19 protein-coding genes, 1 tRNA gene and 1 pseudogene are annotated in these 24337 nt (G+C 64.0%); 10 read left to right on the top strand and 11 right to left on the bottom strand.

The features are described 5' to 3' along the window. Nucleotides 1–39 precede the first annotated feature (39 nt). From argF to ACZ2IA_RS13360, 6 genes are all read left to right on the top strand, one after another. The gene (gene argF / locus ACZ2IA_RS13385; RefSeq protein WP_470293081.1) at nucleotides 40–960 is read left to right on the top strand and encodes an ornithine carbamoyltransferase; all 921 of its coding nucleotides are present in this window, start codon (nucleotides 40–42) and stop codon (nucleotides 958–960) included. Between the two features lie 36 nt (nucleotides 961–996). Then, nucleotides 997–2223 carry an argininosuccinate synthase gene (locus ACZ2IA_RS13380; protein ID WP_470293080.1) on the top strand — a complete coding sequence of 409 codons (1227 nt, stop codon included), beginning with the start codon at nucleotides 997–999 and terminating at the stop codon, nucleotides 2221–2223. Between the two features lie 76 nt (nucleotides 2224–2299). Then, nucleotides 2300–3187, top strand: a complete 888-nt coding sequence (locus tag ACZ2IA_RS13375) for a DMT family transporter (protein ID WP_470293079.1) — start codon at nucleotides 2300–2302, stop codon at nucleotides 3185–3187. Nucleotides 3188–3378: 191 nt separating this feature from the next. After that, a complete protein-coding gene (locus ACZ2IA_RS13370) occupies nucleotides 3379–3585 on the top strand; it encodes a DUF2788 domain-containing protein (RefSeq protein WP_289831602.1) in 207 nt (68 codons plus the stop codon). A 161-nt stretch (nucleotides 3586–3746) separates the two neighbouring features. Beyond that, on the top strand, nucleotides 3747–4415 hold the full coding sequence (locus tag ACZ2IA_RS13365) for a glutathione S-transferase family protein (RefSeq protein ID WP_470293078.1): 669 nt from the start codon (nucleotides 3747–3749) through the stop codon (nucleotides 4413–4415). A gap of 250 nt (nucleotides 4416–4665) precedes the next feature. Beyond that, nucleotides 4666–7710 (top strand): transglycosylase domain-containing protein, encoded by a 3045-nt coding sequence (locus tag ACZ2IA_RS13360; protein WP_470293077.1) that lies wholly within the window; start codon nucleotides 4666–4668, stop codon nucleotides 7708–7710. On the opposite strand, the gene ACZ2IA_RS13355 is transcribed toward ACZ2IA_RS13360, so the two are convergent. Next, a complete protein-coding gene (locus ACZ2IA_RS13355; protein WP_470293076.1) occupies nucleotides 7643–8209 on the bottom strand; it encodes a DedA family protein in 567 nt (188 codons plus the stop codon). The two genes, ACZ2IA_RS13360 and ACZ2IA_RS13355, sit on opposite strands and share 68 nt — an antisense overlap. Nucleotides 8210–8301: 92 nt before the next feature. Beyond that, nucleotides 8302–8769 carry an Lrp/AsnC family transcriptional regulator gene (locus ACZ2IA_RS13350; protein ID WP_470293075.1) on the bottom strand — a complete coding sequence of 156 codons (468 nt, stop codon included), beginning with the start codon at nucleotides 8767–8769 and terminating at the stop codon, nucleotides 8302–8304. Between the two features lie 122 nt (nucleotides 8770–8891). Between ACZ2IA_RS13350 and ACZ2IA_RS13345 the strand changes: the two genes are divergently transcribed. Beyond that, entirely contained in the window at nucleotides 8892–9440 is a 549-nt protein-coding gene (locus ACZ2IA_RS13345; protein ID WP_470293074.1) for an RBBP9/YdeN family alpha/beta hydrolase, read from the top strand. Nucleotides 9441–9509: 69 nt separating this feature from the next. Here the strand turns inward: ACZ2IA_RS13345 and ACZ2IA_RS13340 are convergent, their stop codons facing one another. From ACZ2IA_RS13340 to ACZ2IA_RS13325, 4 genes are read right to left on the bottom strand one after another with little or no spacing between them, the layout of a single operon-like run. After that, on the bottom strand, nucleotides 9510–10928 hold the full coding sequence (locus ACZ2IA_RS13340; protein ID WP_470293073.1) for an efflux transporter outer membrane subunit: 1419 nt from the start codon (nucleotides 10926–10928) through the stop codon (nucleotides 9510–9512). 8 nt (nucleotides 10929–10936) lie between these two features. Then, complete coding sequence (locus ACZ2IA_RS13335; protein WP_470293072.1) at nucleotides 10937–14056, bottom strand: multidrug efflux RND transporter permease subunit; 3120 nt, start codon at nucleotides 14054–14056, stop codon at nucleotides 10937–10939. Then, nucleotides 14053–17151 carry an MdtB/MuxB family multidrug efflux RND transporter permease subunit gene (locus ACZ2IA_RS13330; RefSeq protein WP_470293071.1) on the bottom strand — a complete coding sequence of 1033 codons (3099 nt, stop codon included), beginning with the start codon at nucleotides 17149–17151 and terminating at the stop codon, nucleotides 14053–14055. Before ACZ2IA_RS13330 ends, ACZ2IA_RS13335 begins: the two co-directional genes overlap by 4 nt. Then, nucleotides 17148–18476 (bottom strand): MdtA/MuxA family multidrug efflux RND transporter periplasmic adaptor subunit, encoded by a 1329-nt coding sequence (locus tag ACZ2IA_RS13325; RefSeq protein WP_470293070.1) that lies wholly within the window; start codon nucleotides 18474–18476, stop codon nucleotides 17148–17150. Before ACZ2IA_RS13325 ends, ACZ2IA_RS13330 begins: the two co-directional genes overlap by 4 nt. A gap of 120 nt (nucleotides 18477–18596) precedes the next feature. Between ACZ2IA_RS13325 and ACZ2IA_RS13320 the strand changes: the two genes are divergently transcribed. Then, nucleotides 18597–19043, top strand: a complete 447-nt coding sequence (locus ACZ2IA_RS13320; protein WP_470293069.1) for a MarR family winged helix-turn-helix transcriptional regulator — start codon at nucleotides 18597–18599, stop codon at nucleotides 19041–19043. 175 nt (nucleotides 19044–19218) lie between these two features. Further along, a tRNA-Thr gene (locus ACZ2IA_RS13315) sits at nucleotides 19219–19294 on the top strand. A gap of 304 nt (nucleotides 19295–19598) precedes the next feature. Here the strand turns inward: ACZ2IA_RS13315 and ACZ2IA_RS13310 are convergent. Together ACZ2IA_RS13310 and ACZ2IA_RS13305 are read right to left on the bottom strand one after the other, a co-directional pair. Continuing rightward, nucleotides 19599–20078, bottom strand: coding sequence for a hypothetical protein (locus ACZ2IA_RS13310; RefSeq protein WP_470293068.1), 480 nt, complete (start codon nucleotides 20076–20078; stop codon nucleotides 19599–19601). A gap of 142 nt (nucleotides 20079–20220) precedes the next feature. Further along, nucleotides 20221–20667, bottom strand: coding sequence for a hypothetical protein (locus ACZ2IA_RS13305; RefSeq protein WP_470293067.1), 447 nt, complete (start codon nucleotides 20665–20667; stop codon nucleotides 20221–20223). A 520-nt stretch (nucleotides 20668–21187) separates the two neighbouring features. Between ACZ2IA_RS13305 and ACZ2IA_RS13300 the strand changes: the two genes are divergently transcribed. Continuing rightward, on the top strand, nucleotides 21188–21391 hold the full coding sequence (locus ACZ2IA_RS13300) for a cold-shock protein (protein ID WP_470293066.1): 204 nt from the start codon (nucleotides 21188–21190) through the stop codon (nucleotides 21389–21391). A 214-nt stretch (nucleotides 21392–21605) separates the two neighbouring features. Here ACZ2IA_RS13300 and ACZ2IA_RS13295 read toward each other — a convergent pair whose 3' ends face one another. The 3 genes and pseudogenes from ACZ2IA_RS13295 to ACZ2IA_RS13285 form a co-directional block, all read right to left on the bottom strand. After that, nucleotides 21606–22409: a DUF2182 domain-containing protein gene (locus ACZ2IA_RS13295; protein WP_470293065.1), complete on the bottom strand. Its 804-nt coding sequence runs from the start codon at nucleotides 22407–22409 to the stop codon at nucleotides 21606–21608. 11 nt (nucleotides 22410–22420) lie between these two features. Next, nucleotides 22421–23055 (bottom strand): annotated as a pseudogene (locus ACZ2IA_RS13290) (DUF1326 domain-containing protein). A gap of 255 nt (nucleotides 23056–23310) precedes the next feature. Then, a complete protein-coding gene (locus tag ACZ2IA_RS13285) occupies nucleotides 23311–23505 on the bottom strand; it encodes a hypothetical protein (protein ID WP_470293064.1) in 195 nt (64 codons plus the stop codon). Nucleotides 23506–24337: the final 832 nt, after the last annotated feature.

The following is a 24337-nucleotide window of genomic DNA, read 5'->3' as shown; positions in this document are numbered from 1 at the left end:
ATCATCGCGCAGCGGCCTTCTTTTTTGGACCCAACAACCATGACTCAACCTCGGCATTACCTACAATTCAGTGACCTATCCCGCGAGGAGTACCACCATATCTTCGAACGCGCGGCGGTTCTGAAGCGACGATGGTACGCCGGCGAGCTGTACCAGCCGTTTGTCGGCAAGGTGATGTCGATGGTGTTTGAGAAGAATTCCACCCGGACTCGGGTGTCCTTCGAAGCCGGCATGGCGCAACTGGGCGGCCATGCGATGTTCCTGGACACCAAGAATTCGCAGATGGGCCGCGGCGAGCCGATCGAGGACACCGCACGGGTGCTCTCGCGGATGAGCGACATCATCATGATCCGCACCTTCGACCAGTCGCTGGTGGCGAAGCTGGCCGACTACTCGCGCGTGCCAGTGATCAACGGCCTGACCAACGAATACCACCCGTGCCAGATCCTGGCCGATATCTTCACCTATACCGAGCGTCACGGCTCGATCAAAGGCAAGGTGGTGGCGTGGGTCGGCGACGGCAACAATGTGGCGCGCACCTGGCTGCAGGCGGCCAAGGTACTCGGCTTCACACTGCGTGTCGCCACGCCGAAAGGCTACGAGCTGACCGTGCTCGACGGTGAGGACTACGGTGCGCACTACCAGCCGGGCAACGACCCGGTGGCGGCGGTGACCGGCGCCGACATCGTCACCACCGACGTGTTCACCAGCATGGGGTTCGAGGCCGAGGCTCAGGCACGCAACGCCGCGTTTGCCGATTTCCAGGTCACCACCGCGCTGATGGCGCACGCCGACGCCGACGCGGTGTTCATGCACTGCCTGCCGGCGCACCGCGGCGAGGAAGTGGCCGCCGAGGTGATCGACGGTCCGCAGAGCGTGGTCTGGGACGAGGCCGAAAACCGCATGCACGCGCAAAAGGCGCTGATCGAGTTCCTTCTGGCCGGCAAAACCACCGCCTGAAGCCAACAAGCAATCGAATTCTGTAGAAAGAGCATCATGTCTGACATCAATAAAGTCGTACTCGCGTATTCCGGTGGCCTCGATACTTCGGTGATCCTGAAGTGGCTGCAAGACACCTATCACTGTGAAGTGGTCACCTTCACCGCCGACATCGGCCAGGGTGAGGAAGTCGAACCGGCGCGCAAGAAGGCCGTGGCGCTCGGCATCAAGCCGGAAAATATCTTCATCGACGACCTGCGTGAAGAGTTCGTGCGCGACTTCGTGTTCCCGATGTTCCGCGCCAACGCTGTGTACGAGGGCGAATACCTGCTCGGCACCTCGATCGCCCGTCCGCTGATCGCCAAGCGCCAGATCGAGATCGCCAATCAGGTCGGTGCCGACGCCGTATCGCACGGCGCGACCGGCAAGGGCAACGACCAGGTCCGTTTCGAGCTGGGCTACTACGCGCTGAAGCCGGACGTGAAGGTGATCGCCCCGTGGCGCGAGTGGGACCTGCTGTCGCGCGAGAAGCTGCTCGCTTACGCCGAGAAGCACGGCATCGACATCAGCAAGAAGAAGGGCGGCGGTAGCCCGTACTCGATGGACGCCAACCTGCTGCACATCTCCTATGAAGGCACCGTGCTGGAAAACCCGGCCGCCGAGCCGGAAGAAGACATGTGGCTGTGGACCAGCTCGCCGGAAAACGCCCCGGACGAAGCCGAATACCTCGAGCTCGACTACGAAAAGGGTGACATCGTCGCGATCAACGGCGTGCGCATGACCCCGGCCGAGGTGCTGACCCGCCTGAACCAGCTGGGTGGCAAACACGGTGTCGGCCGCCTCGACATCGTCGAGAACCGCTACGTCGGCATGAAGTCGCGCGGCTGCTACGAAACCCCGGGCGGCACCATCATGCTGAAGGCGCACCGCGCGATCGAGTCGATCACCCTCGACCGCGAAGTGGCGCACCTGAAGGACGAGCTGATGCCGAAGTACGCCAGCCTGGTCTACACCGGCTACTGGTGGGCTCCGGAGCGCGTGATGATGCAGCAGATGATCGACGCCTCGCAGGCCACCGTGAACGGCTGGGTGCGCCTGAAGCTGTACAAGGGCAACGTGATCGTGGTCGGCCGCGAATCGAAGAGCGACTCGCTGTTCGACCCGACCATCGCCACCTTCGACGAAGACGGCGGTGCGTACAATCACGCCGACGCAGCCGGCTTCATCCGCCTGAACGCGCTGCGGATGCGGATCGCCGCCAACGCCAAACAGAAGCGCGGTTAAGCGCTCTGAGTCGATCAAGCCGCCCTCGGGCGGCTTTTTTCGTTACGCCGCCCCCTGGTCGGCCGAAAGGATCATCATGCGCCTTGCCCCGAGCCAGTGGATTCCGTGGGCGTTCGTGCTGTTGTGGAGCACCGGTTTCATCGGCGCCAAGCTCGGCCTGCCGTACATCGGGCCGTTCACCTTCCTCGCCTACCGGATGGCGTTCACGCTGCTGTGCTTTGTCGTGCTGATCACGGCGTTTCGCGCACCGTGGCCGAGCTGGCAGGTGGCCCGTCACCAGTGGGTCAGCGGCCTCTTGGTGCACGGAACGTATCTGGGCGGCGTGTTCGCCGCGATCAAGCTGGCGGTACCGGCAGGACTGACCGCACTGCTGGTCGGCCTGCAACCGGTGCTGACGGCGTTCGCCTCGCACCTGCTGTTCGGCCAACGCCTGAGCCCCCGGCAGTGGCTGGGCCTGGCGGTGGGTCTCGCCGGCACCGCGCTGGTGGTGAGCGGCAGCAAGGGCATCTCGTTCGCGGGCGGCGGCGGGGTGGTATGGGCGCTGGTCGCGCTCGCCGGCATCACCGTCGGCACGCTCTACCAGAAACGCCATGGCCAGAGCGTGCACCCGCTCACCGGCACCTTCCACCAGTACCTGGCGGCGCTGGTGCTGACCGGTGCGATCGCACTGCTGTTCGAGCACGGCGAACCGGCGCACTGGAGTGGCGAGCTGATCGTGGCGATGACGTGGAGCGTGCTGGTGCTGTCGGTGGCGGCGATCCTGCTGTTGATGCGGATGATCCGCGATGGTGAGATGAGCCGGGTGGTCAGCTATTTTTACCTGGTACCCGGCCTGACCGCGCTGCAGGCCTGGCTGCTGTTCGACGAACAGTTGAGCCGCCTGACGCTCGGGGGTATCGTACTGGCTGCCATCGGGGTGGCCTTGGTGCTGCGCGCCAGCCCGACTCCGTCAAACCGACAATAATGAATCAGAGCCGCTAACAACGGCGAAGCGGCCGTGGCGAGGCGTGCTGCGGTAGACAGCACATGGAGCAGCACAACAACGCGAAGGCGTTTTTGCTTCGCAGGAAATCGGCGATGCCTAGTTTTGTTAGCGGCTCTTACAGAGCGGGCGACGGCACGCCCGGGGAACGTAAGCAGGAAGGAAAGACTGAAGTGTCTGAAGAACAATTTACCAATGTCTCGCTGATCGTATTACTGACCGGCCTGATCATCTTCATCGGCTTCATCATCTGGGATCTGGGCAAGAAGTCCAATGCCGGCAAGTTCGGCATGTTCATCCTGTTCCTGGTCTTGGGCTTTGGCGTGCTCGGCTTCGTGCTGAAAAACGTGCTGGTCGAGTTCCTAGTGTTAAAACAGTAAACCATCCTCGATGGGTGATACAGGGCCGGGTTTGCCGTGATGGCAACTCGGCCTTTTGTTTTCGGTCAACGTCGGCCAAACATGCCACTGCATTGGCCGACTCGGCTGAGCTACCATGAACGTATCAGGCTTGCCAACCCGCTCATGAGGAGACCCGCCCGATGATTACCGTTCACCACCTGAACAACTCGCGTTCGCAGCGGGTGCTGTGGCTGCTTGAAGAACTGGGCCAGGCCTACCAGATCAAGCGCTATGAGCGCGATCCGACCACCATGCTGGCGCCGCCGGCGTTGCGCGCGGTGCATCCGCTCGGCAAGTCGCCGGTGATCCAGGACGGCGACGTCACGTTGGCCGAATCGGGCGCGATCATCGACTACCTGGTCGAGCGCTACGGCGACGGCCGGCTCGCGCCCGAGCGCGGTACGCCACAATGGCTCCGCTACCACTACTGGCTGCATTACGCCGAGGGCTCGCTGATGCCGCCGCTAGTGATGCGGCTGGTCTTCGACCGGCTGTCGCACCCACCGATGCCGTGGCTGCTGCGCCCGGTGGCCGGTGCGATCGCCAACGGCGTGAAGCGCGGCTACCTCGACCCGCAGATCCGTCAACACCTCGACTACCTGGAAGGCGAAATCGGCGAGCAGGGCTGGTTTGCCGGCGACGCGTTCAGCGCCGCCGACATCCAGCTGAGTTTCCCGATCGAGGCGGCCAACGCCCGCACCGGCCTCACTCGCCATCCGAAACTGGCCGCCTATCTCCAGCACCTCCATGCGCGACCCGCCTACCAGCGCGCGTTGGAGCAGGGCGGCCCGTACGAGCTGCTGCGCTGAGGATGATTTCCTGTTTCATAGGCTTACATCCCCTAGAGCAGAGACCGCCAAAGCGACATCTAACGGCCCGATGATGAGGATTGGAACGACATGTTAAAGAAGCTCTGGCAATCGGGGGCGCAAAAATTGATGACAGTTGCGTCACTTTGGGTGCGCCCCTTGAATTCGGATCAGGATCAGTAAATTCTGAATCTAGGGGCTTGATGAAACAAGCCTAGTTTGCCCTTTTGCACGTTGCGGTCGCACGACCATGTCATTACGCAGTTGGGTCAAGTGGGCGCTGTTCGTAGGGACAATCGGCCTGCTGGTTTTCGCGGGCTACTTCGCCCAGAAGGAGATGCAGTCGTCCCAGCTGCAGGCACGCTATTTGTCTCGCTTCGCACGCGAATTGCACTTCAATGTCGCGTCGGGCCCGAGTCGCGAGATTCTTTTTCCCAAGTCCGGCCCCTACGACGAACGACTCGGCTACAGCCGTCTCCCGGATTTTTCACGTCGGCTCGTCGCGCGCGGCTTTGTCGTGACCGCGCAGGTTCGCGACTCGCCACGCATGCTGTCGCTCGCTGACGAGGGCCTGTTCCTGCCGTACGCCGAGAAGGATCAGGCCGGCCTCGTGCTGCTCGATGCGACCGGCGCGCCGCTCTATGCGCAACGCTTCCCGACGCGGATTTACACCCGCTTCGACGACGTGCCACCGCTGCTGGTTAACAGCCTGCTCTTCATCGAAGACCGCGAACTGCTCGCCGCGAAGTATCCGTACCGCAACCCGGCGATCGATTGGCTCCGCTTCGGGAGGGCGGCGTTCGAGCAGCTGGTACGCATTGTAGACAAAGAACATGTCGCGCCCGGCGGCAGCACCCTCGCCACGCAGATGGAGAAATTTCGCCATTCGCCGGGTGGGCGCACCGTCAGCCCGCCCGAAAAGCTCCGGCAGATCGCCTCGGCGTCGCTGCGCTCCTACCTGGGCGGTGCCGAGACGATGCCGGTGCGCCGACAAATCGTCGTGCATTATCTGAACACGGTGCCGCTGTCGGCGAGGGCCGGCTACGGCGAAGTCGAAGGCATCGGCGACGGGCTTTGGGCTTGGTATGGGCGGGATTTCGCCGACAGCAACCGCCTTCTCACGTCGCCCGCCGATACCGATCGCGCACTCGCACAACAGGCCGTGGTGTTCAAGGAAGTGCTCTCGCTAATGATCGCGCAGCGGGCCCCGTCGTACTACCTGCGCGAGGGCCGGAGCGAGCTGAACCGGCTCAGCGACAGCTATCTGCGGCTGCTGGCCTCGGGGGGCGTGATCTCTCTGGCGCTGCGCGATGCGGCGCTGCCGCTCCGGCTGCGCTTGAACGAGGGGGCGCTCGCGCAACCGGAAGTAGGGTTCGTCATGCTCAAGGCGGCCACGGCGATCCGCACGCATCTTTCCACGGCACTGTCCGTGCCGCTCCTGTACGACCTCGACCGGCTCGACCTGACCGCGACCGCCACGCTGAACAAGTCGGTGCAGGAAGCGGTCAGCAGCAAGCTCGAAAGCGTCACGACGCCCGATGGCGCGCGCGCGATGGGACTGTATGGCTACGAGATGCTGCGCCCCGGCGACGACCCGAGCCGGATCGCGTTCAGCTTCACCCTGTTCGAGCGGCGCGGCGACGCCAATCTGCTGCGCGTACAGACCGACAGCGTGAACCAGCCGTTTGACGTGAATCTGGGCGCTCGGCTGAATCTCGGCTCGACCGCGAAACTGCGCACGCTGATCAGCTATCTGCAGATCATCGCGGCGCTGCACGACCGCTACGCCGGTCTCAGTTCGACTCAGTTGCGCGGCGTCCAGGTCGACCCGCAGGACAAGCTGACCCGCTGGGCGATCGATTATTTGGAGCAGGCGCCCGACACCTCGCTGCGCCCGATGCTCGAGGCCTCCCTCGAGCGGAGCTACTCGGCGAGCCCGGGCGAGACCTTCTTCACCGGCGGGGGCGCACAGACCTTCGCCAATTTCGAGCCGTCGTACAACGGCCGCGTGCTGACAATACGCGACGCGTTCCAGCACTCGGTCAACCTGGTGTTCGTGCGGCTGATGCGCGACATCGTGCACTACACGCTGTTCCAAGTCGCCGGCTCGACCGCGCAGCTGCTCGACAATCCGTCGCTGCGCGCCGAGTACCTCAAACGCTTCGCCGACCGGGAAGGGCGCGTGTTCCTCAGCCGTTTCTACGCGAAATACCGCGGCAAGACGCCGGACGAGGCCGAGGCGCTCTTGCTGGAGGGCGTGCGCGAAGTGCCGACAAAGGTCGCGACCGCGCTCCGTAGCATCGACCCGGCGGCGCCGCAGCAGCGCTTCGATCGGGCGATGCGGCAGGCGTTGCCAGACAGCGGCTTGACGCCCGACGACTTGACCGCGTTGTACGAGAAATACGGCGCGGACAAGTTTTCTCTGGCCGATCGCGGCTACATCGCGGGGGTGCATCCGCTCGAACTGTGGGTCGTCGAATACCTCAGGCGCAATCCGGGTGCGACGCTGCGGCAGGTGGTGGACGGCAGCCGCGACGAGCGGCAAGCCGTGTATGCGTGGCTCTTCAAGACGCACCGCCGTCATGCGCAAGACCGCCGCATCAAGGGGATGCTTGAACTGGAAGCGTTTGTCGAAATCGGGCGCCAATGGCGTGCGCTCGGCTACCCGTTCGAATCGCTGACGCCGTCGTATGCGGCCTCGATCGGCGCGTCCGGCGATCGACCGGCGGCATTGGCCGAACTGATCGGCATCATCAACAGCGGCGGGGTGAAGCTGCCGGTGCTGAGCCTGAGCACGCTCGACTTCGCCGCGGGGACGCCGTATGAGACGCGATTCAGGTACGCGTCGCTGCCGCCCACCCGGGTCTTGTCCGACGACATCGTGCAGGTGGTGCGCCGCTCGCTGCGCGATGTGGTCGAGGGCGGCACGGGCAGGCGGCTCGCGGCGGGCTTTCCGCTCGCCAACGGCCAGACGCTGGAGGTGTACGGCAAGACGGGCACCGGCGATCAGCGCTTTGGCGTGTTCGCGCGCGGCGGCCGGTTGATCGAGTCGCGCAAGGTGAACCGGACCGCGGCCTTTGTGTTCACCCTCGGCGACCGCTTCTTCGGCATCCTGACCGCCTACGTGCATGAGCCGTACGCGGCTCGCTATACGTTCACCAGCGCGATGTCCGTGCAGCTGCTCAAATCGCTGGCCCCCGAGCTTGGGCCAGTGATGGCGGCCTCGACTAGCGTTTCTCGTGGCGAGGCTGACGCAGGCGACGCGCCAAGCCAAACAAGGCCGCGGCGGCGATGACGAGTAATAGCACGGCTTCCTCATCGTGCTTGAGGTCCGCCAACAGCCATTGCAGCGTCTGTCCGAACAAGTAGCCGGCGCCACCGACCAGCACGGCCCAGATCATCGCGCCGAGCAGGTTGAACAGCACAAAGCGCCACGGCGGCACCGCACTCGCCCCGATCACGATCGGCCCGACGATGCGAAGGCCGTACATGAAGCGGATGCCGACTATCACGCCGGCGTGATAGCGCTGCAGCAACTGGCGGACCTGCTGCGCACGGGCCGACCAACGCGGAAACCGTGCGATCACGGCCGGCCCGTAGCGGTGGCCGAGGAAGAAAAACAGCTGATCCCCCAGCGTGCCGCCGCAGACTGCCACCATGAGAACTACGGGAAACGACAAATACCCCTGATGCGCGGCAAAGCCGGCCAGAACCAGGATGGTTTCGCCCTCGAGCACGCTACCGATAAACACCGCCAGGTAGCCGTACTGGGCCAGCAGATGGGTGAGCGACATAGATCGGTCCGGGTCCGTCGGCGAGGCACGGCTCGCCGCAACAGGTACGCTGCCGTACAGCAGGGCACGCCAGTCCAGTATAGAGAGTCGCCTTACACCGGCGGGGGCGGTTCTGCGCGTAGCGACTTGGCCGGGTAGCTCGCCAGCACGATAGACGTCGACACCGGCCCGTACTGCGCCAGCGTATCGATCACCGTCTCGAGCTGGACCATCCGCGTTGCCACGACCCGGACCAGGAAACAGTCTTCTCCGGTGATGCGGTGCGCCTCGACCACCTCCGGCTGCGCGGCAAACGCGGCGAGGCAGCGGGCGATCTCGGCATGAGTGGTTTTCAGCCGGATGAAGGCGACGATCTCGCGACCGACTGCTTTGGCGTTGATCCGCGCGCCGTAGCCCTCGATCACGCCGAGCTCTTCAAGACGACGGATGCGCGCGGTCACCGCCGGCTGCGACAGCCCGACCTGCTTGCCGATCTCGGTATTGCTGTGGCGGGCGTCCTCCTGCAGCAGCTCGAGAATCCGCCAGTCGAGCCGGTCCAATTGGCTATTCTTTGAATTCATTCGTGCCTCCTCGCCAAAACTACGGTTTTCATCGCCACCACCCTTTAATTCATCGACAGCCTCATTCTTGCCATGTCGGCGGCATTGCACAATAGCTGCTCCACCTAGCGGAGAAGCACACCATGTCCATCCCCGTCCTGATCGTGCCGGGCATCGGCAATTCCGGCCCAGAGCACTGGCAAAGCCTGTGGCAACAACAGCATCCCGGCTGGCAGCGGCTCGACGTGCCTGACTGGAACCGGCCCGAGCGCGACGACTGGCTCACCGCGCTCGACCGCGCCATCGCCCGGCTTGGGCCGGACACCGTGCTGGTCGCGCACAGCCTGGGCTGCCTCGCCGTCGCGCACTGGGCCGCCGGCCGTGGTCAGCCGCTGCGCGGCGCACTGCTGGTGGCGGTGCCCGACCCGGGCTCGGCGGTGTTTCCGGCCGAGGCGCGCAGCTTCGCACCGACGCCACGGCGACAGCTGCCGTTTCCGAGCATCGTGGTCGCCAGCCGCGACGACCCGTACGGCAGCGTGGCGTACAGCCGCCAGTGCGCCGAACGGTGGGGCAGCCGCTGGGTTGATGGCGGTGCCTCAGGCCACCTCAACGCGCAAAGCGGCTTGGGCGACTGGCCGTTAGGCCGGACGTTGCTTGGCGGGCTGCTGGCGCCCATGACTCAACCGTCTTGATCGGGGCGCGCGCACGCAAAAAGGCCGCCGACGGTCTCCCGCGGCGGCCTCAAGGTTGGCCGAACGGCCTTACCCCTTCTCGGGCGGCGCCTGCCAGCCGCCGCCGAGCGCCTTGATCAGCGTCACCGCCGCGGTCAGCCGCTGGTTGAGGATGTCGAAGTCGGCGCGTTCGGTCGCCAGCGTGGTCGCCTGCGTCGTCACCACGTTCAGATAGCTCACCGTGCCGGCCTTGTACTGGTTCTCGGTGATGGTCTGCGACTGGCGTGCTGCCTTCAAGGCCTCGCCCTGCAGGCGTGCCTGGTCGTCGAGCAGACGCAGCGCCACCAGGTTGTCCTCGACTTCCTGGAAGCCGGTCAACACGGTCTGGCGGTAGGTCGCGACGCTCTGGTCGTACGATGCGATCGCCTGGTCGGTCTTCGACTTGAGCAGGCCACCGTCGAACAGGGTCATCGCCAGTTGCGGGCCGAGCGACCAAATCCGGTTCGGCAGTGTCAGCCAGTTAGCGAAGCTGGAGCTGCGATAGCCGCCGCTGGCGGAAATGGTCAGGTCGGGGAAATACGCCGCCTTGGCGACGCCGATCTGCGCGTTGGCCGCCGCGACGCGGCGCTCGGCGGAGGCGATGTCGGGACGACGCTCGAGCAATTCCGACGGCACACCACTCGGAATGTCCGGCAGCACCGGCTCCTTGTCGACCTTGGCGAGGTCGAAGTCGGCCGGCGCCTTGCCCAGCAGCACCGCGATCGCGTGCTCGAGCTGCGCGCGCTGCACGCCCTTGGCGAGCGCCTGCACCTGGGTGGTCTTCAGCTGGGTTTCGGCCTGCGCCACGTCCGCTTGCGAGGCGACGCCGGCGGCGAGGCGGTTCTGGGTCAGCTGCAGGAACTGCTGGTACGCCTTCACGCTATTGTCGAGCGAGGTCTTCTGCGCGTCGGCGACGTAGAGCTGGAAGTAGCTGATCGCCAGCTGCGACTGGGCGCTCAGCCGCGCCGCCTCCAGGTCCGCGGCGCTGGCGGCGAGGCTGGCCTTGCCGCTCTCGACCGAGCGGCGGATCTTGCCCCACAGGTCGAGTTCCCAAGCCGCGTTCAGGGTCAGGTTATACGTGGTGTTGATCTTGCTGGTGGTGACGTCGCCGGTGTTGTTGACACTGTTGCCTCGCGTCCTGCTGGCGCTGGCCGTCACGTCGGGGTAGAAGCCGGCCTGAGCGCCGTGCAGCAGCGCCTGCACCTGACGGTACTGCGCTTCGGCCAACGCGATGTTCTGGTTCGAGATCACCAGCTGTTCTTCGAGCGCATTGAGCTGCGGGTCGTTGAATACCTCCCACCATTTGCCCTTGGACTGGTAGTCCTGCGGCTCGGCCGCCTTCCAGCCCTGCGCTTCCTTGAAGCTGGCTGGCACGTCGATCTTCGGCCGGCTGTAGTCGGGGCCGACAGCGCAGGCGGACAGCACCGTGGCGGTCAGGGGCAGCATCACCCAACGAGTCAATCTAGACATTCTCAATCTCAATCCTTGTTTCCCAGGGCCGTCGGCAGCTCGTAGCCTGGGTGCAGGCGGCGCCACAGCCGCTGGCACCACAAACGGAACCGGTCCAGATACAGGTATACAACCGGTGTGGTGTAGAGGGTAAGCAACTGGCTCATCAGCAGGCCGCCGACGATGGTGATACCGAGCGGCCGACGCAGCTCGGCACCATCGCCGCTGCCGAGCGCCAGCGGCACCGCGCCGAGCATGGCGGCCATCGTCGTCATCATGATCGGGCGGAAACGCAGCTGGCAGGCGCGGAAGATCGCGTCGCGCGGCGCCAGCCCTTCCTTGCGTTCGGCCTCGAGCGCGAAGTCGATCATCATGATCGCGTTCTTCTTCACGATGCCGATCAACAGCAGGATGCCGATCAGCGCGATCAGGCTGAATTCGCTGCCGAACAGCATCAGCGCCAAGAGGGCGCCGAGCCCCGCCGACGGCAGTGTCGACAGGATGGTCAGCGGATGCACGTAGCTCTCGTACAGCACGCCGAGCACCAGGTAGACCGCAACCAGCGCGGCCAGGATCAACACCAGCTGGTTGCGCAGGCTCTCCTGGAACGCCTTGGCGGTGCCGGCGAAGCTGCCGTGGATGCTGGCCGGCACGCCGAGCTGCACCATAACCCGGCCGATCGTCGCCGACGCGTCCGACAGCGACAGGCCCGGCTGCATATTGAACGAGATCGTCGCCGCGGCGAACTGGCCCTGGTGGTTGACGGACAGCGGTGTGTTGGCCGGCGCCCAGCGCGCGAACGCCGACAGCGGGATCGGCTTGCCGTTCGGCCCGATCAGGAACAACTTGTCGAGCGTCGCTGCGCTTTGTGTGTATTGCGGCGCCACTTCCATCACCACCTTGTACTGGTTGAGCGGCTGGTAGATGGTCGACACCTGGCTCTGGCCGAACGCGGCGTTCAAGGTCTTGTTGACCTGGCTGACGGAAAGACCGAGCCGGGCGAGGGTGTCGCGGTCGTAGACCAGCGCGGTCTCCGAGCCCTTGTCCTGCTGGTCGGAGTTGACGTCGGCCAGATCCGGCTCGTTGCTCAGCGCCGCACGGATGCGCGGCTCCCAGCTGCGCAGCGCCTGCAGGTCGTCCGACTGCAGCGTGTACTGGTAGGCGGCGTTGCTCTGCCGGCCACCGATGCGGATGTCCTGCACCGGGTTGAGCACCAGCCGCGCGCCCGGCTCGCGGGCAAGCTTCTTGCGCAGCCGCGCGATCACCTGCTGCGCGCTGTCGCTGCGCTGGCTCAACGGTTTCAGCGACACGAACATCTGACCGCTGTTGGTGCTCTGGCCGCCGGTAAAGCCGGCCACCGTGTCCACCGCCGGGTCGGCGCGCACGATGTTCATGAAGTCGATCAGCTTCTGGCGCATCGCCTGGAACGAGATGCTCTGGTCGGCCTGGATGAAGCCGGAAATCCGCCCGGTGTCCTGCTCAGGGAAGAAGCCCTTCGGTATCGCCACGTACAGGTAGACGTTCAGCGCCACCGCTATGCCCAACAGCGCGATCATCAGCCGGGCGTGCTCCAGCGCCCAGGTAAGCGTGCGCGCGTAGCCGTGCTGCACCCGTTCGAGCAGTTGGCCGAAGCGGCGCACCAGCCGGTTGCCTTCTTCATGTTCCATGCCGCGCTTGAGCAGCCGCGCGCACATCATCGGCGTGGTGGTCAGCGAGATCACCAGCGAGATCAGGATCGACACCGTCAGCGTCACCGCAAATTCGCGGAACAGCCGGCCGACGATGTCGCCCATGAACAGGAAGGGGATGAACACCGCCACCAGCGACAGGCTCATCGACAGCACGGTGAAGCCCACCTCGCGCGCGCCTCGCATCGCCGCGCGCATCGGCGGCACGCCTTCCTCGACGTGGCGCGAGATGTTTTCCATCACCACGATCGCGTCGTCGACGACGAAGCCGGTGGCGATGGTCAGCGCCATCAGCGACAGGTTGTTCAGGCTGAAACCGAACAAATACATCGCGCCGAACGAGCCGATCAGCGACACCGGCACCGCCACTGCCGGCACCAGCGTGGCGCGGCCGTTCTTCAGGAACAGGTAGACGACCAGGATCACCAGGCCGACCGCGATCATCAGCGAATGCTCCACCTCGTTAAGCGACGCACGGATCGTCGGCGAGCGGTCGAGGGTCACGTTCATATTCACCGAGGCCGGGACCATCGTCTGCAGCTGCGGCAGCATCGCCTTGACCCGGTCGACCGTCTCGATGATGTTGGCGCCCGGCGCGCGGGTGATGATCAGCAGCACCGACCGCCTGCCGCCGGCAAAGCCGGCGTTGCGCACGTCCTGCACCGAGTCGCTCACCGTCGCGACGTCGCCCAGGCGCACCGCCGCGCCGTTCTTGTAGTTGATGATCAGCGGCAGGTAGTCGTCGGCGGTCTTGGCCTCGTCGTTGGTCTCGATCTGCCAGCGCTTGTCGTCCGACTCGATCACGCCTTTCGGCCGACGTTGGTTGGCCGCCGCCAGCGTGCTGCCGACCTGGTTGAGCGCCACCCCCTGATGCGACAGCGCGTCCGGATTTAGCTCGACCCGCACCGCCGGCAGCGAACTGCCGCCGACCGACACGTCGCCGACGCCGGCGATCTGCAGGATGCGCTGCGCCAGCACGGTCGACGCCACGTCGTACAGCTTCGGTTGCGGCATCGTGTCCGAGGTCAGCGCCACGATCATGATCGGCGCGTCGGACGGGTTGACCTTGCGGTAGGTCGGGTTGCTCGGCATCCCGGTCGGCAGCAGATTGCGCGCGGCGTTGATCGCCGCCTGCACGTCGCGCGCCGCGCCGTTGATGTCGCGGTCGAGGTCGAACTGCAGCGTGATCCGCGCCGAGCCCAGCGCGCTGCGCGAGGTCATCTCGTTGATGCCGGCGATGCGGCCGAGCGCCCGTTCCAGCGGCGTCGCCACCGTCGACGCCATCGTTTCCGGGCTGGCGCCCGGCAGTTTCGCCGACACCGAGATGGTCGGGTAGTCGACCTGCGGCAGCGGCGACACCGGCAGGAAGCGGAAGCCGACCGCGCCGGTCAGCACGATCGCCAGCGTCAATAGCCAGGTGGCGACCGGCCGCTTGATGAAGACCGTGGAGAGCCCGCTCATGCCGTGCCGTCCTCGGTACCGAGGGCAGGGCGCTGGAAGCGCTGCGCCAGCCGGTCGAACATCAGATAGATCACCGGCGTGGTGAACAGCGTCAGCACCTGGCTGACAATCAGACCGCCGACCATCGCGATACCGAGCGGCCGGCGCAGCTCGGCGCCGACACCGTAGCTGAGCATCAGCGGCAAGGCGCCGAGCAGCGCGGCCATCGTCGTCATCAGGATCGGCCGGAAGCGCAAGAGGCAGGCCTCGTAGATCGCCTCGCGCGGCGCCAGACCGCGCTCGCGCTCGGCCGCCAGCGCGAAGTCGATCATCATGATCGCGTTCTTCTTCACGATGCCGATCAACAGGATGATGCCGATGATCGCGATCACCGACAGGTCCTGACCGGCCAGCATCAGCGCCAGCAGCGCGCCGACGCCGGCGGTCGGCAGCGTGGAGAGGATGGTGATCGGGTGGATGTAGCTCTCGTACAGCACGCCCAGCACGATGTACATCGCGACGATCGCGGCGACGATCAGCCAGACCTCGTTGCCCAGCGCCGCCTCGAACGCCAGCGCCGCACCCTGGAAGTTGGTGATGATGTCGACGGGCATAGTGATCTGGGTCTCCGCCGCGCGGATCGCCTGCACAGCCTCGCCGAGCGACGCGCCCGGCGCCAGGTTGAACGACACCGTCACCGACGGGAACTGCGCCAGGTGGTTGACCACCAGCGCGCCGCTGCGCTCCTCGACCTTGGCGAGCGTGCTGAGCGGCACCATGGTGCCGGTGCCCGAGGTCAGGTAGATACCGTCGAGCGCGTGCGGCCCGGTCGCATGCTGCGGGTCGACACCGAGCACCACCCGGTACTGGTTGGCCTGGGTAAAGATGGTCGACACCAGACGTTGGCCGAACGCATCGTAGAGCGCATTGTCGATAGCCGCCATGGTGATGCCGAGCCGGCTGGCGGTGTCGCGGTCGATGTCGATGTAGCTGACTAGCCCTCGGTCCTGCAGGTCGCTGGCCACGTCGGCCAGCACCGGCTCCTTCTGCAACTGGCGCACCAGTTTCGGCACCCAGCTGCTCAGCTCGTCGAGGCTGCCCGCCTGCAGGGTGAACTGATACTGGGTACGGCTGACGCTGTCCTCGATGGTCAGGTCCTGCACCGGCTGCAGGTAGATCGAGATCCCCGGCACGCTGGCGGCGCGTTGCTGCAGGCGCTGGATGATCGCCGGCGCGCGCTCGCTGCGCTCGTCCAGCGGTTTCAGGTTGATCTGGATCCGGCCGCTATTGAGCGTGGTGGTCACGCCGTCCACGCCGATGAACGACGACAGGCTCTCGACGTCCGGGTCTTTCAGTATCTCGGCGGCGAGCTGCTGCTGGCGCTCGGCCATCGCCGAGAACGAGATCGACTGTGGTGCCTCGGTGATACCTTGCAGCACACCGTTGTCCTGCTGCGGGAAGAAGCCCTTCGGGATGAAGTAAACCATCGCGACGGTCAGCACTAGCGTGCTCAACGCCACCAGCAAGGTCAGTTTCTGGTGGTCGAGCACCCAGCGCAGCTGCTTGCCGTAACGGGCGATCACGTTGTTGAAGAAGTCCTCGCTTGCCTGGCCGAAGCGGCTCTGCTGGTCGTGCGGGATGTGATGCAGCAGCTTGGCGCACATCATCGGCGTCAGCGTCAGCGAGATCACCCCTGAGATCAGGATCGACACCGCCAGCGTGATCGCGAACTCGCGAAACAGCCGACCAACCACGTCGCCCATGAACAACAGCGGGATCAGCACCGCCACCAGCGAGATGGTCAGCGAAATGATGGTGAAGCCGATCTCGCCGGCGCCCTTCAGCGCTGCCAGCAAGGGCGGGTCGCCCTGTTCGATGTAGCGCGAGATGTTCTCGATCACCACGATCGCGTCGTCGACCACGAAGCCGGTGGCGATGGTCAGCGCCATCAGCGTCAGGTTGTTGATCGAGAAACCGGCGAGGTACATCACGCCGAAGGTGCCAACCAGCGACAGCGGTACCGCCACGCTTGGGATGATCGTCGCCGAGACGTTGCGCAGGAACACGAAGATCACCATTACCACCAGCGCCACCGCCAGCATCAGCTCGAACTGCACGTCGGCGACCGAGGCGCGGATGGTGGTGGTGCGGTCGGTCAGCACCTTGACCTCGACCGCGCCGGGCAGCGACTGCTGCAGCGAGGGTAGCAGCGAGCGGATGTGGTCGACGGTCTGGATCACGTTGGCGCCGGGCTGGCGCTGCACGTTGACGATGATCGCCGGGTCCTTGTTAGCCCAGGCGGCCAACCGGTTGTTCTCGGCATCCTCGACCACGGTGGCGATGTCGCCGAGCCGCACCGCCGCGCCGTTCTTGTACGCGACGATCATCTGCCGGTAGTCGTTGGGCGACTGCAGCTGATCGTTGGCCGACAGGGTCGATGAGCGCGCAGGGCCGTCGAAACTGCCCTTCGGCGTGTTGACGTTGGCGTTGCCGATCGCGGTGCGGACTGTCGTGCTATCCAGGCCGTACGCCGCCAGCGCCTGCGGGTTGAAATTGACCCGCACCGCCGGGCGCTGTCCGCCGGACAGGCTGACCAGACCCACGCCCGACACCTGCGAAATCTTCTGCGCGATCCGGGTGTCGACCAGGTCCTGCACCTGCGTCATCGGCAAGGTCTTGGATGTCACCGCCAGCGTCAGCACCGGCGGGTCGGCCGGGTTGACCTTGCTGTAGATCGGCGGGTTGGGCAGGTCGCTCGGCAGCAGGTTGGAGGCGGCGTTGATCGCGGCCTGCACCTCCTGCTCGGCCACGTCGAGGCTCAGCTCCAGGTTGAACTGCAGCGTGATCACCGAGGCGCCACCGGAGCTCTTCGACGACATCTGCTTCAGGCCCGGCATCTGGCCGAACTGTCGCTCGAGCGGCGCGGTGATCGACGAGGTGGTCACGTCCGGGCTCGCGCCGGGATACAGCGTCACCACCTGGATGGTCGGGTAGTCGACCTCCGGCAACGCCGAGATCGACAGCGCCCGGTAACCGAGCAGGCCGGCCAGCAGCAACGCCACCATCAACAGCGTGGTCGCGACCGGCCTCAGGATAAACGGACGGGACGGGTTCATACCTGGCCCTTGCGGTGCTTGGCCGATTCACCGGCCGGGCTGCTCGCCGCGTTGTCGCTGGCGCCCGACTTGCCGTGATGCCCCTTGCCCTTGCCACCGCCGACGCCTGGTTTGACCAGCACGATCTTGGTGCCTTCGCGCAGCTGGTCGACACCGTCGACCACCACCTGATCGCCCGGCTGCAGCCCTTCGGTGACGGCGACCTGATCGCCCTCGATCGGACCGATGCCGATCTGGCGCAGCGTCACGGTCTGATCCGGCTTCACCAGGTAGACGAAGCTGCCTTGCTTGCCACGTTGCAGCGCGGCGGTCGGGATCGCGGTGACGCCTTGCAGCGTTTCCAGCTTCATCTTGATGTTGACGAACTGGTTGGGGAACAGCGAACCGTCGCCGTTGGCGAACTGCGCCTTCAGTTTCAGCGTGCCGGTGGCAGTGTCGATCTGGTTATCGGCGGTCAACAGCATGCCTTCGGCCAACTTGCCCTTGTTCTCGCGGTCCCACGCCTCCACCGGCAGCTGGCCGCTGCCGCGGCGCGCCTTGACGATGGCGCCGAGGCTGGCCTCCGGCACCGGGTAGACCACGTTCATCGGCTGCTCCTGGGTGATCACCACGATACCGTTGGTGTCGCCGGTGGAAATATTGTTGCCCGGATCGACCTGACGCAGGCCGACCCGGCCGCTGATCGGCGCGGTGATCCGGCTGTAGGTCAGCTGCAGCTTGGCGTTGTCCACCTGGCCCTGATCGGACTTGACCGTGCCCTCGTACTGGCGCACCAGCGCCTCCTGGGTGGCCACCTGCTGCTCGGCGATCGAGTTCTGCGCCAGCAGGCCCTTGTAGCGTTGCAAGTCGAGCTGGGCGTTTCTCAGCAGCGCCTGGTCCTTGGCCAACTGGCCCTGCGCCTGGGTCAGCTGCACCTGGAACGGCCGCGGGTCGATCTGCCCCAGCAGGTCGCCGGCCTTCACCGTCTGCCCCTCGCGGAAGTACACCTTGTCGAGCTGGCCGTCGACCCGGCTGCGCACGGTCACGGTATTGCTCGCGGTGACGGTGCCGAGCGCGCTGAGGAACACATTGATGTCGGTCTTGACCGCCGGCTTGGCCGTCACCGGCTGCGGCGCCCCTTGCTTGCCGGCTGGACCGCCGCGGCCGCTCACCTGGGCCGCCCCTCCCGACGACGGGCTCTTATGGAGAAAGTGCCAGCCCAGGCCGGCGATCGCGGCGAGCACCAGCACGACGATCAGTTTCTTGCGGCCGCTTTCGGGCTTGGCGGCGGGCGGCAGGGAGGAAGTCGAAGTCGGTTCGGATTGTGCGGGGGTAGGGTGAGTCATCGGTGATAAGCTCGCAAAAACAGTTGCGCTGCAGAGAGTTCTTGGATATTTGCTATATTAGGCTAGTTACTTAGCAAGCCTAACTATATCGTTGTTAACCTTTGTGAAGAAGCGAAACCCGTGACCAGTCCCGATCTTTGTGCGCAGCAGCTGCTCGAAACCGTCCCCGAGCTGATGCACGCCATCCGCAGCCACATGCGCCAGAACGCCGACGCCCGGGTTACCGTGCCACAACTGCGCTGCCTGCTGTTTCTGCGCCGCCATCCGGGCTGTTCGCTCGGCGACATCGCCAAACACCTGGGCGTCACCACCGCCACCACGTCGACCATGGTCGACCGCATCGTCAAGCAGGGGCTGATCAAGGTCACCGTGCCACCGGACGACCGGCGCCGCATCTCGCTGGAACTGAGCGAGCAGGGCGCGACCATCGTCAGGCATGCGCATGACGTTACGCTGATCAAGATCGGTGAAACGCTGAGCAGCTGTAACGACGAGCAGCTGGAACAGATCCATCAGGCGCTGAGCGTGCTGCGTCAGTTGTTCCGACGCAGCGACGATAATTGCTGACTCGACTCGGCCAGTCTGGTCGAAAGGCCTTGGTATTTCAGCCGCTTAGCCACACCTCTCCAGCCAGAGCATTACGCTGACCGGCACCGGACCTTGACACCGCCGCGTTTCCCGCCGGAAAGCCGCGCCGGCAAGGCTTGTCGAATGCCGCCCGTTTATGGATAATGCGCCTTCCGCCGGTGTAGCTCAGTTGGTAGAGCAGCTGACTTGTAATCAGAAGGTCGAGGGTTCGACTCCTTTCACCGGCACCAAATACGACGGGCCTTGCAGCGATGCAAGGCCCGTTTTGCATTCCGGGTTTTAGACGAAAAATAGTAGGCACTGTAACGCGGCGCGCGATTTCGCACCATTTCGCGCCGGTTTTGTCACTCGCGCATAACACCGCGAAACCCCGTTTTGCGCCAGTATTGGCAACACCTGCACCACCGGCTAGAACAGTCCGCCACTCCCGCCAGCTCCCGGCTTGTGTCAGGAGCACCGTGGGTGTTCCCTGCGCTGTGCGCTGCCCTCCAGTCTAGTGGGTCGTCTGTTGAGTGCGCCACGCGCCAACTTCCTTCACGACGCTGCGGTCTCGAAGAGGGTGACAACGATCCAGGGCTCGTCATCTCTATAAATTTCCTCCTGCAGGATCATTGCCGTAGGGATAAGGAGCGGGTCTACTCCCGGCTCGACAAGATCGACGAAGACGTGAGTGCAGCATTTCCCCGGCCGTAGCTGGGTAACAGGTATCTCGAACACCTCGGAGTAATCGTTAGGGTTACATGGGAAGTTGAGCGCTTTGTGCCCATCACGGGATAGGCCAAACGTCATTATGTTGGCGACACCTTTGAACGTGGCGTCAGGCTTTAGTTTTTCCTGGAAAAAAAAGGGTCTCTCTATCTGATAGTGCTGGCCAGAGGAGTGGTAACTGCTATGGTGATCCATATCGCCCACACCCTCCCGTGGAAGGTTGACATAGACGTCCAGGCCTTTTCGCACGACAGTGGCTTCCAGAAACAGATCGCTGTCCCTCACCGCAATGGCGATCTTAAACATGTCGCACCCTTTCTATGGCTTGCACTTCATGTTAGCCAAACGTCGCGTGTACTCGAAAAGCCTCGGAAACACAGTGATAATTTCCCGGCCGAAGACGCCCCTCGGGGCGGATCGCGTGAGGGTTAGCGGGAGCCCCCCGGGGCTATTTCCCCGCCGGTGCGTTGCGGCGCACCGGTCCGCTCTTCATGGCCTGTTCGGCCAGCTTCCACAGCGCCTTGCCCGACTCGGCGGTCTTCACCACCGCGTGGTACAGCCAGCCGGCCCGGTGGAAGAACAACCTGGTTCGGCCAGATCGGCCGGCAAGCCCACCGCCTTGCGGGTAGCGATGTCGACTATCGTTGTGATCTCGGCCGGAACGGACGATCGTACTGCGGGTCTGTATCTCGGCATCGAAGGTGTGACCGTCGGCGCTGTAGATGTTGCCCGGCAGAAGGCTGTCGAAACCGCACCGACGTGCCGAGCGTCGCTTTCTGCCGAAGCTCGGTACCGTCAGCACGAGATCGGCCGCATGGGCGAGCGCGAGCTGAAGACGCTTCAGCCGTCCATCCGCCGCAGGGTTGTGCTTTCCGCCAATTCTGGGCGAACCCACGGTGGTAAGCGTGTTCGAAGGTTGGCTCCTCCGGACGTTGGTAGCGCCCCAGGAAAAACGGTGCCCAGGCCGGCACGCCCATACTCGACGAAGCGCAACACGCTGCGCACCGAGGGCAGTCCGTCTGGGCTCTTGCAGCCTTTCTTGTCGCGCGCCATCTGCAGCATGCTGACCAGCTGCTCACTGGCTTGGCTGAGACGGGTCATGTCGATCAGCGTCGAGGCTGCTGTAGCCGGAGCGCTGCAACAGCAGCTCGAGCGCCTCCGTCATTGACCTTGTCGTCCATGTGGAGCCCCGAAAAAGGAAGCTACGTCGAAGGGGTGTGGCAAAAAAAACGAAGAGGAAAAACTGAACACTTAGCGCCCTAGCGAGCTGGCTTATCTCCGAATCACCATGCTGCTTGCTGGTCATGGAGAGTATGAATGCTCAAAAAGCGTTGGAAGAGGCGATGCGCCGACGAATTTTGTGTATTATTAAAAATGAGCAACTGCTCATTTTTATGTTTTCAGGTAAAGAATAGATGGCAACTGGTACCGTTAAGTGGTTCAACGACGCAAAGGGCTTCGGCTTCATCACTCCGGATGAAGGCGGCGAAGATTTGTTTGCCCACTTTTCCGCGATCAATGCTGGCGGCTTCAAGTCGCTGCAAGAAGGTCAGCGAGTTAGCTTTGATGTAACGAATGGCCCGAAGGGCAAGCAAGCGTCGAACATTCAGCCGCAGTAAGCGCCGCTGAATCGCTGTAGTAAGAGCCCCGCGATGCGGGGCTCTTGTATGTGTGCTTCGATGATCGATCTGCCGCGCCTTCTCGGTTGCACCTGGGCGTGTGTAGTGCCGTGGGTGTCATGGCCGGACGTTCCGCGCCACCAGCAGCAGAGCGAGCACCTCGGCCCGCTTTTCTCCCGCGGGGTGGTTTTTTTATCGGCGCCCGCAGCCTGGCTCAAGCCGTCTTAACCGCCGACATCAGCACCATCCCCCACGCCACCAGCAGCAGGCCGGTCAGCCGACTGGCTCGGCGCCCGACCACCGCCAGCTTTTCCAACAGGATGTAGCCGCTCAGCACCGCCACCCACAGCAGGTTCATCACGCCGACGGCGAACAGCAAGCCCATCAGCGCCCAGCAGCAACCCAGACCGTGCGCCAACCCCATCCGCCAGGCGCCAAGATTGCCGGGGCGCCAGTGACCGAACAGGAATGGCAGCGGCGACTGGCACTCCCGCAAGCAACGCTGCTTGATCGGCAGCCATTGATAAACACCGGCCAGCAGCAAGACGCCGCCCGCCAGCAAGCGGCTGCTGACCGCCATGGCCGGCGATAGCAGCGCCCACTGGTCGAGCTGCCACTGCAACAGCGTCGCCAGCAGGCTGAACCCGCCCCAGACCAACAGGTACGCCGCGGCAAAGCAGGGCACCGGCGCGTAGGCGAATGGCCGTGCCGACTGACGTTGGCCGAACGTGCGGCATAACAACAGCATCGGCGTGACGCTGGACAGCATCATGCCCGCCATCATCACGCACCACATCGCGAAGGTGAGGACGAAGTCGACGGCCGACCAACGCATCGGCATGGCGCTGTCCATCACCATGCCGGCCATGCCGCCGAAGGAGCCCATCGCCGCGGCCATCCGCCACAACACCAGCCAAGCCAGCACCACGACGGCGCTCAGGCAGAGCAGCACGCCCCATTGCGCCGCCGGCCAGCGGCGGGGAGAAGCAGCGTCGTGTCCGGCCGCAGTGGGCATCATGATGGCGACGCTTAACGCACCACGCCGTGGCCGGTGAGATCCAGCCGGGCAAAGTGGCTATGCCCGCCGCTCGACGCGATCTGGATCGTGCTGTCGGTGCGGTAACTGCCGCTGGCCATTTCGGCCTCGGTGAATTCGAAGCCGTCGGGCAAGGTCAGTCGTGCCCGCTGCTCGGCGCCGGTGACCGGGTTGCGGATCGGCTCGCCGGTCGCCTCGACCAGCCCGCGTATCGTCGTCTGTGCCCGACGGCCGTCGACGTCGATGCTCATCTCGATCGGCACGAACTGCGGTTCGTGGACGGTGCTCAATGTCGTACTGAATATCTGGAAGACGTTGGCGCCCGGGTCGGACTCCTGCCCGGACAGGATGATCAACAACGCGTCGCGCTGCGGCTGGCTCGCCTTATCCTCGATGAAGACCTGGCAACGGCCATTGCCTTCGGGATGGCCCCCGGCCAGGCAAAAAGGCCGACCCAGCACAGTCCGCCGAGTTCGACGTCATTGAAATGTCCGTTATCGATACGCATCGAGACCACGGCCTCGCACTTGCCCTGACTTGGCAATGCGCTGAACTGGCACGGACAACCCCAGTTGCAGTTGCAGGTGGCAAACTCGACGCCCTGCAAACGCCATTCTGTTCCACTCATAGCTGCGTCCTTGTCAGGGAGAGTCATCACGACATGCGGTGGCGTCCGGCTTTAACGCTAGCAGACAGGCAGGGCGGCAATCCGGCTATCTAGATCGACATTCGGGTAAAACGCGGGCAGGCGACAGAACACCGGGAAATGGTCTGGTGACGGCAGAACTGCAAATCGAGAGGTTGGCCGAAACGATTCGGACCGGCGTCACGAGCCGGCCTAGTGGCCGATTCGGACTGTCCGGTCCGGATGGGTGACACGGGTTTACTGCTGCGGCGCCTGACCCTGCGGCATGGTCGCTTGGCCCTGCGGCTGGCCCTGATTGGCTTTTGCCGCTTGGGCCGCTTTCATCGCTTCCCGCTGTTCATGCTGGATGATGCCATTGGCGTCGCCTGGTTCGGCAAAGGCAGCCGTCGAGCTGACGGCGACGAGAAGGGCAAGAAGGACTTGCTTAGTCATCATGAAACTCCTCAAGAGTAGCCAGCGTCTAGTGGTATTGATGCTTGTTTCCCCCTGATCCGGCAGCGGCCGGCGAATCAGCATTGTCATCATTTCTGATGAGGCCTGACAAAGTCACTTACATAACGCCTAAACAACATTACTTTGCAAAAATCAGGAAAACAGCCACTTTTCACACGATTACCAAATCTTTCTTTGCTACTCGTTGCAAATCTGTTTGCAGTATAAGTAGTACCGTGTGTTATTACATTGGAAAATTTTGTACGCACATTCAAAGAAGCAGAATGACGTTACAAGCCAGGAAGCCACCATTCGGCCACCCACTACCTGGATCAACAAGGAAGGGCGGTGGGCCGTTGTTCAGGCTTCCTTCTCCAGACAGCTAGAACAGCTAAATGTTCCATGACGGTTCTGTGCTGGGGAGCATTCGGCCAACTGGGCCCGAGCGTTACCTGAAGCCGAACCAGGAAAGCGGGATGCAAAGATTCACATGCCACTACACGCTCAAGCGGCGAGCGTGCGATCGACCAGTCGGCCGAAAAAAAACGGACACCATCGAGGTGTCCGTTGGTGACCGGCGACGTCATGTACAACCTTTGGGGGCGTCACCCGATCACGACAAATCAACGATCAAGCAGCCCACGGCGCGACAGGCGGCCGCCGGCTTCTGCGGCTGTTTGACAGGGAACACAGCACAAATGATTACCTGCGTTACCATATTGGAAAAATTCGTTGGATAGCGTCAAAAATGATGAATGTCCGGCACGCCACTCGCCCCTCGCTACTTCTTCGAAGCACGCTATAACAGACACCGAGTAGCGCGCCTCGCGGT

It is taken from the genome of Crenobacter sp. CS_VA4 (genome assembly GCF_055597485.1).
The sequence above is the reverse complement of the archived record's forward strand: the minus strand, read 5'-3'. Positions and strand labels throughout refer to the sequence as shown.

Bases quoted from the DNA above. Each gene is read 5' to 3' on its own strand.
- ACZ2IA_RS13330 (WP_470293071.1), bottom strand. From the start codon at position 17,151: ATGAACCCGTCCCGTCCGTTTATCCTGAGGCCGGTCGCGACCACGCTG.
- ACZ2IA_RS13335 (WP_470293072.1), bottom strand. From the start codon at position 14,056: ATGAGCGGGCTCTCCACGGTCTTCATCAAGCGGCCGGTCGCCACCTGG.
- argF (WP_470293081.1), top strand. From the start codon at position 40: ATGACTCAACCTCGGCATTACCTACAATTCAGTGACCTATCCCGCGAG.
- ACZ2IA_RS13375 (WP_470293079.1), top strand. From the start codon at position 2,300: ATGCGCCTTGCCCCGAGCCAGTGGATTCCGTGGGCGTTCGTGCTGTTG.
- ACZ2IA_RS13365 (WP_470293078.1), top strand. From the start codon at position 3,747: ATGATTACCGTTCACCACCTGAACAACTCGCGTTCGCAGCGGGTGCTG.
- ACZ2IA_RS13350 (WP_470293075.1), bottom strand. From the start codon at position 8,769: ATGAATTCAAAGAATAGCCAATTGGACCGGCTCGACTGGCGGATTCTC.
- ACZ2IA_RS13355 (WP_470293076.1), bottom strand. From the start codon at position 8,209: ATGTCGCTCACCCATCTGCTGGCCCAGTACGGCTACCTGGCGGTGTTT.
- ACZ2IA_RS13340 (WP_470293073.1), bottom strand. From the start codon at position 10,928: ATGTCTAGATTGACTCGTTGGGTGATGCTGCCCCTGACCGCCACGGTG.
- ACZ2IA_RS13380 (WP_470293080.1), top strand. From the start codon at position 997: ATGTCTGACATCAATAAAGTCGTACTCGCGTATTCCGGTGGCCTCGAT.
- ACZ2IA_RS13295 (WP_470293065.1), bottom strand. From the start codon at position 22,409: ATGATGCCCACTGCGGCCGGACACGACGCTGCTTCTCCCCGCCGCTGG.
- ACZ2IA_RS13360 (WP_470293077.1), top strand. From the start codon at position 4,666: ATGTCATTACGCAGTTGGGTCAAGTGGGCGCTGTTCGTAGGGACAATC.
- ACZ2IA_RS13345 (WP_470293074.1), top strand. From the start codon at position 8,892: ATGTCCATCCCCGTCCTGATCGTGCCGGGCATCGGCAATTCCGGCCCA.
- ACZ2IA_RS13325 (WP_470293070.1), bottom strand. From the start codon at position 18,476: ATGACTCACCCTACCCCCGCACAATCCGAACCGACTTCGACTTCCTCC.
- ACZ2IA_RS13310 (WP_470293068.1), bottom strand. From the start codon at position 20,078: ATGTTTAAGATCGCCATTGCGGTGAGGGACAGCGATCTGTTTCTGGAA.
- ACZ2IA_RS13300 (WP_470293066.1), top strand. From the start codon at position 21,188: ATGGCAACTGGTACCGTTAAGTGGTTCAACGACGCAAAGGGCTTCGGC.
- ACZ2IA_RS13285 (WP_470293064.1), bottom strand. From the start codon at position 23,505: ATGACTAAGCAAGTCCTTCTTGCCCTTCTCGTCGCCGTCAGCTCGACG.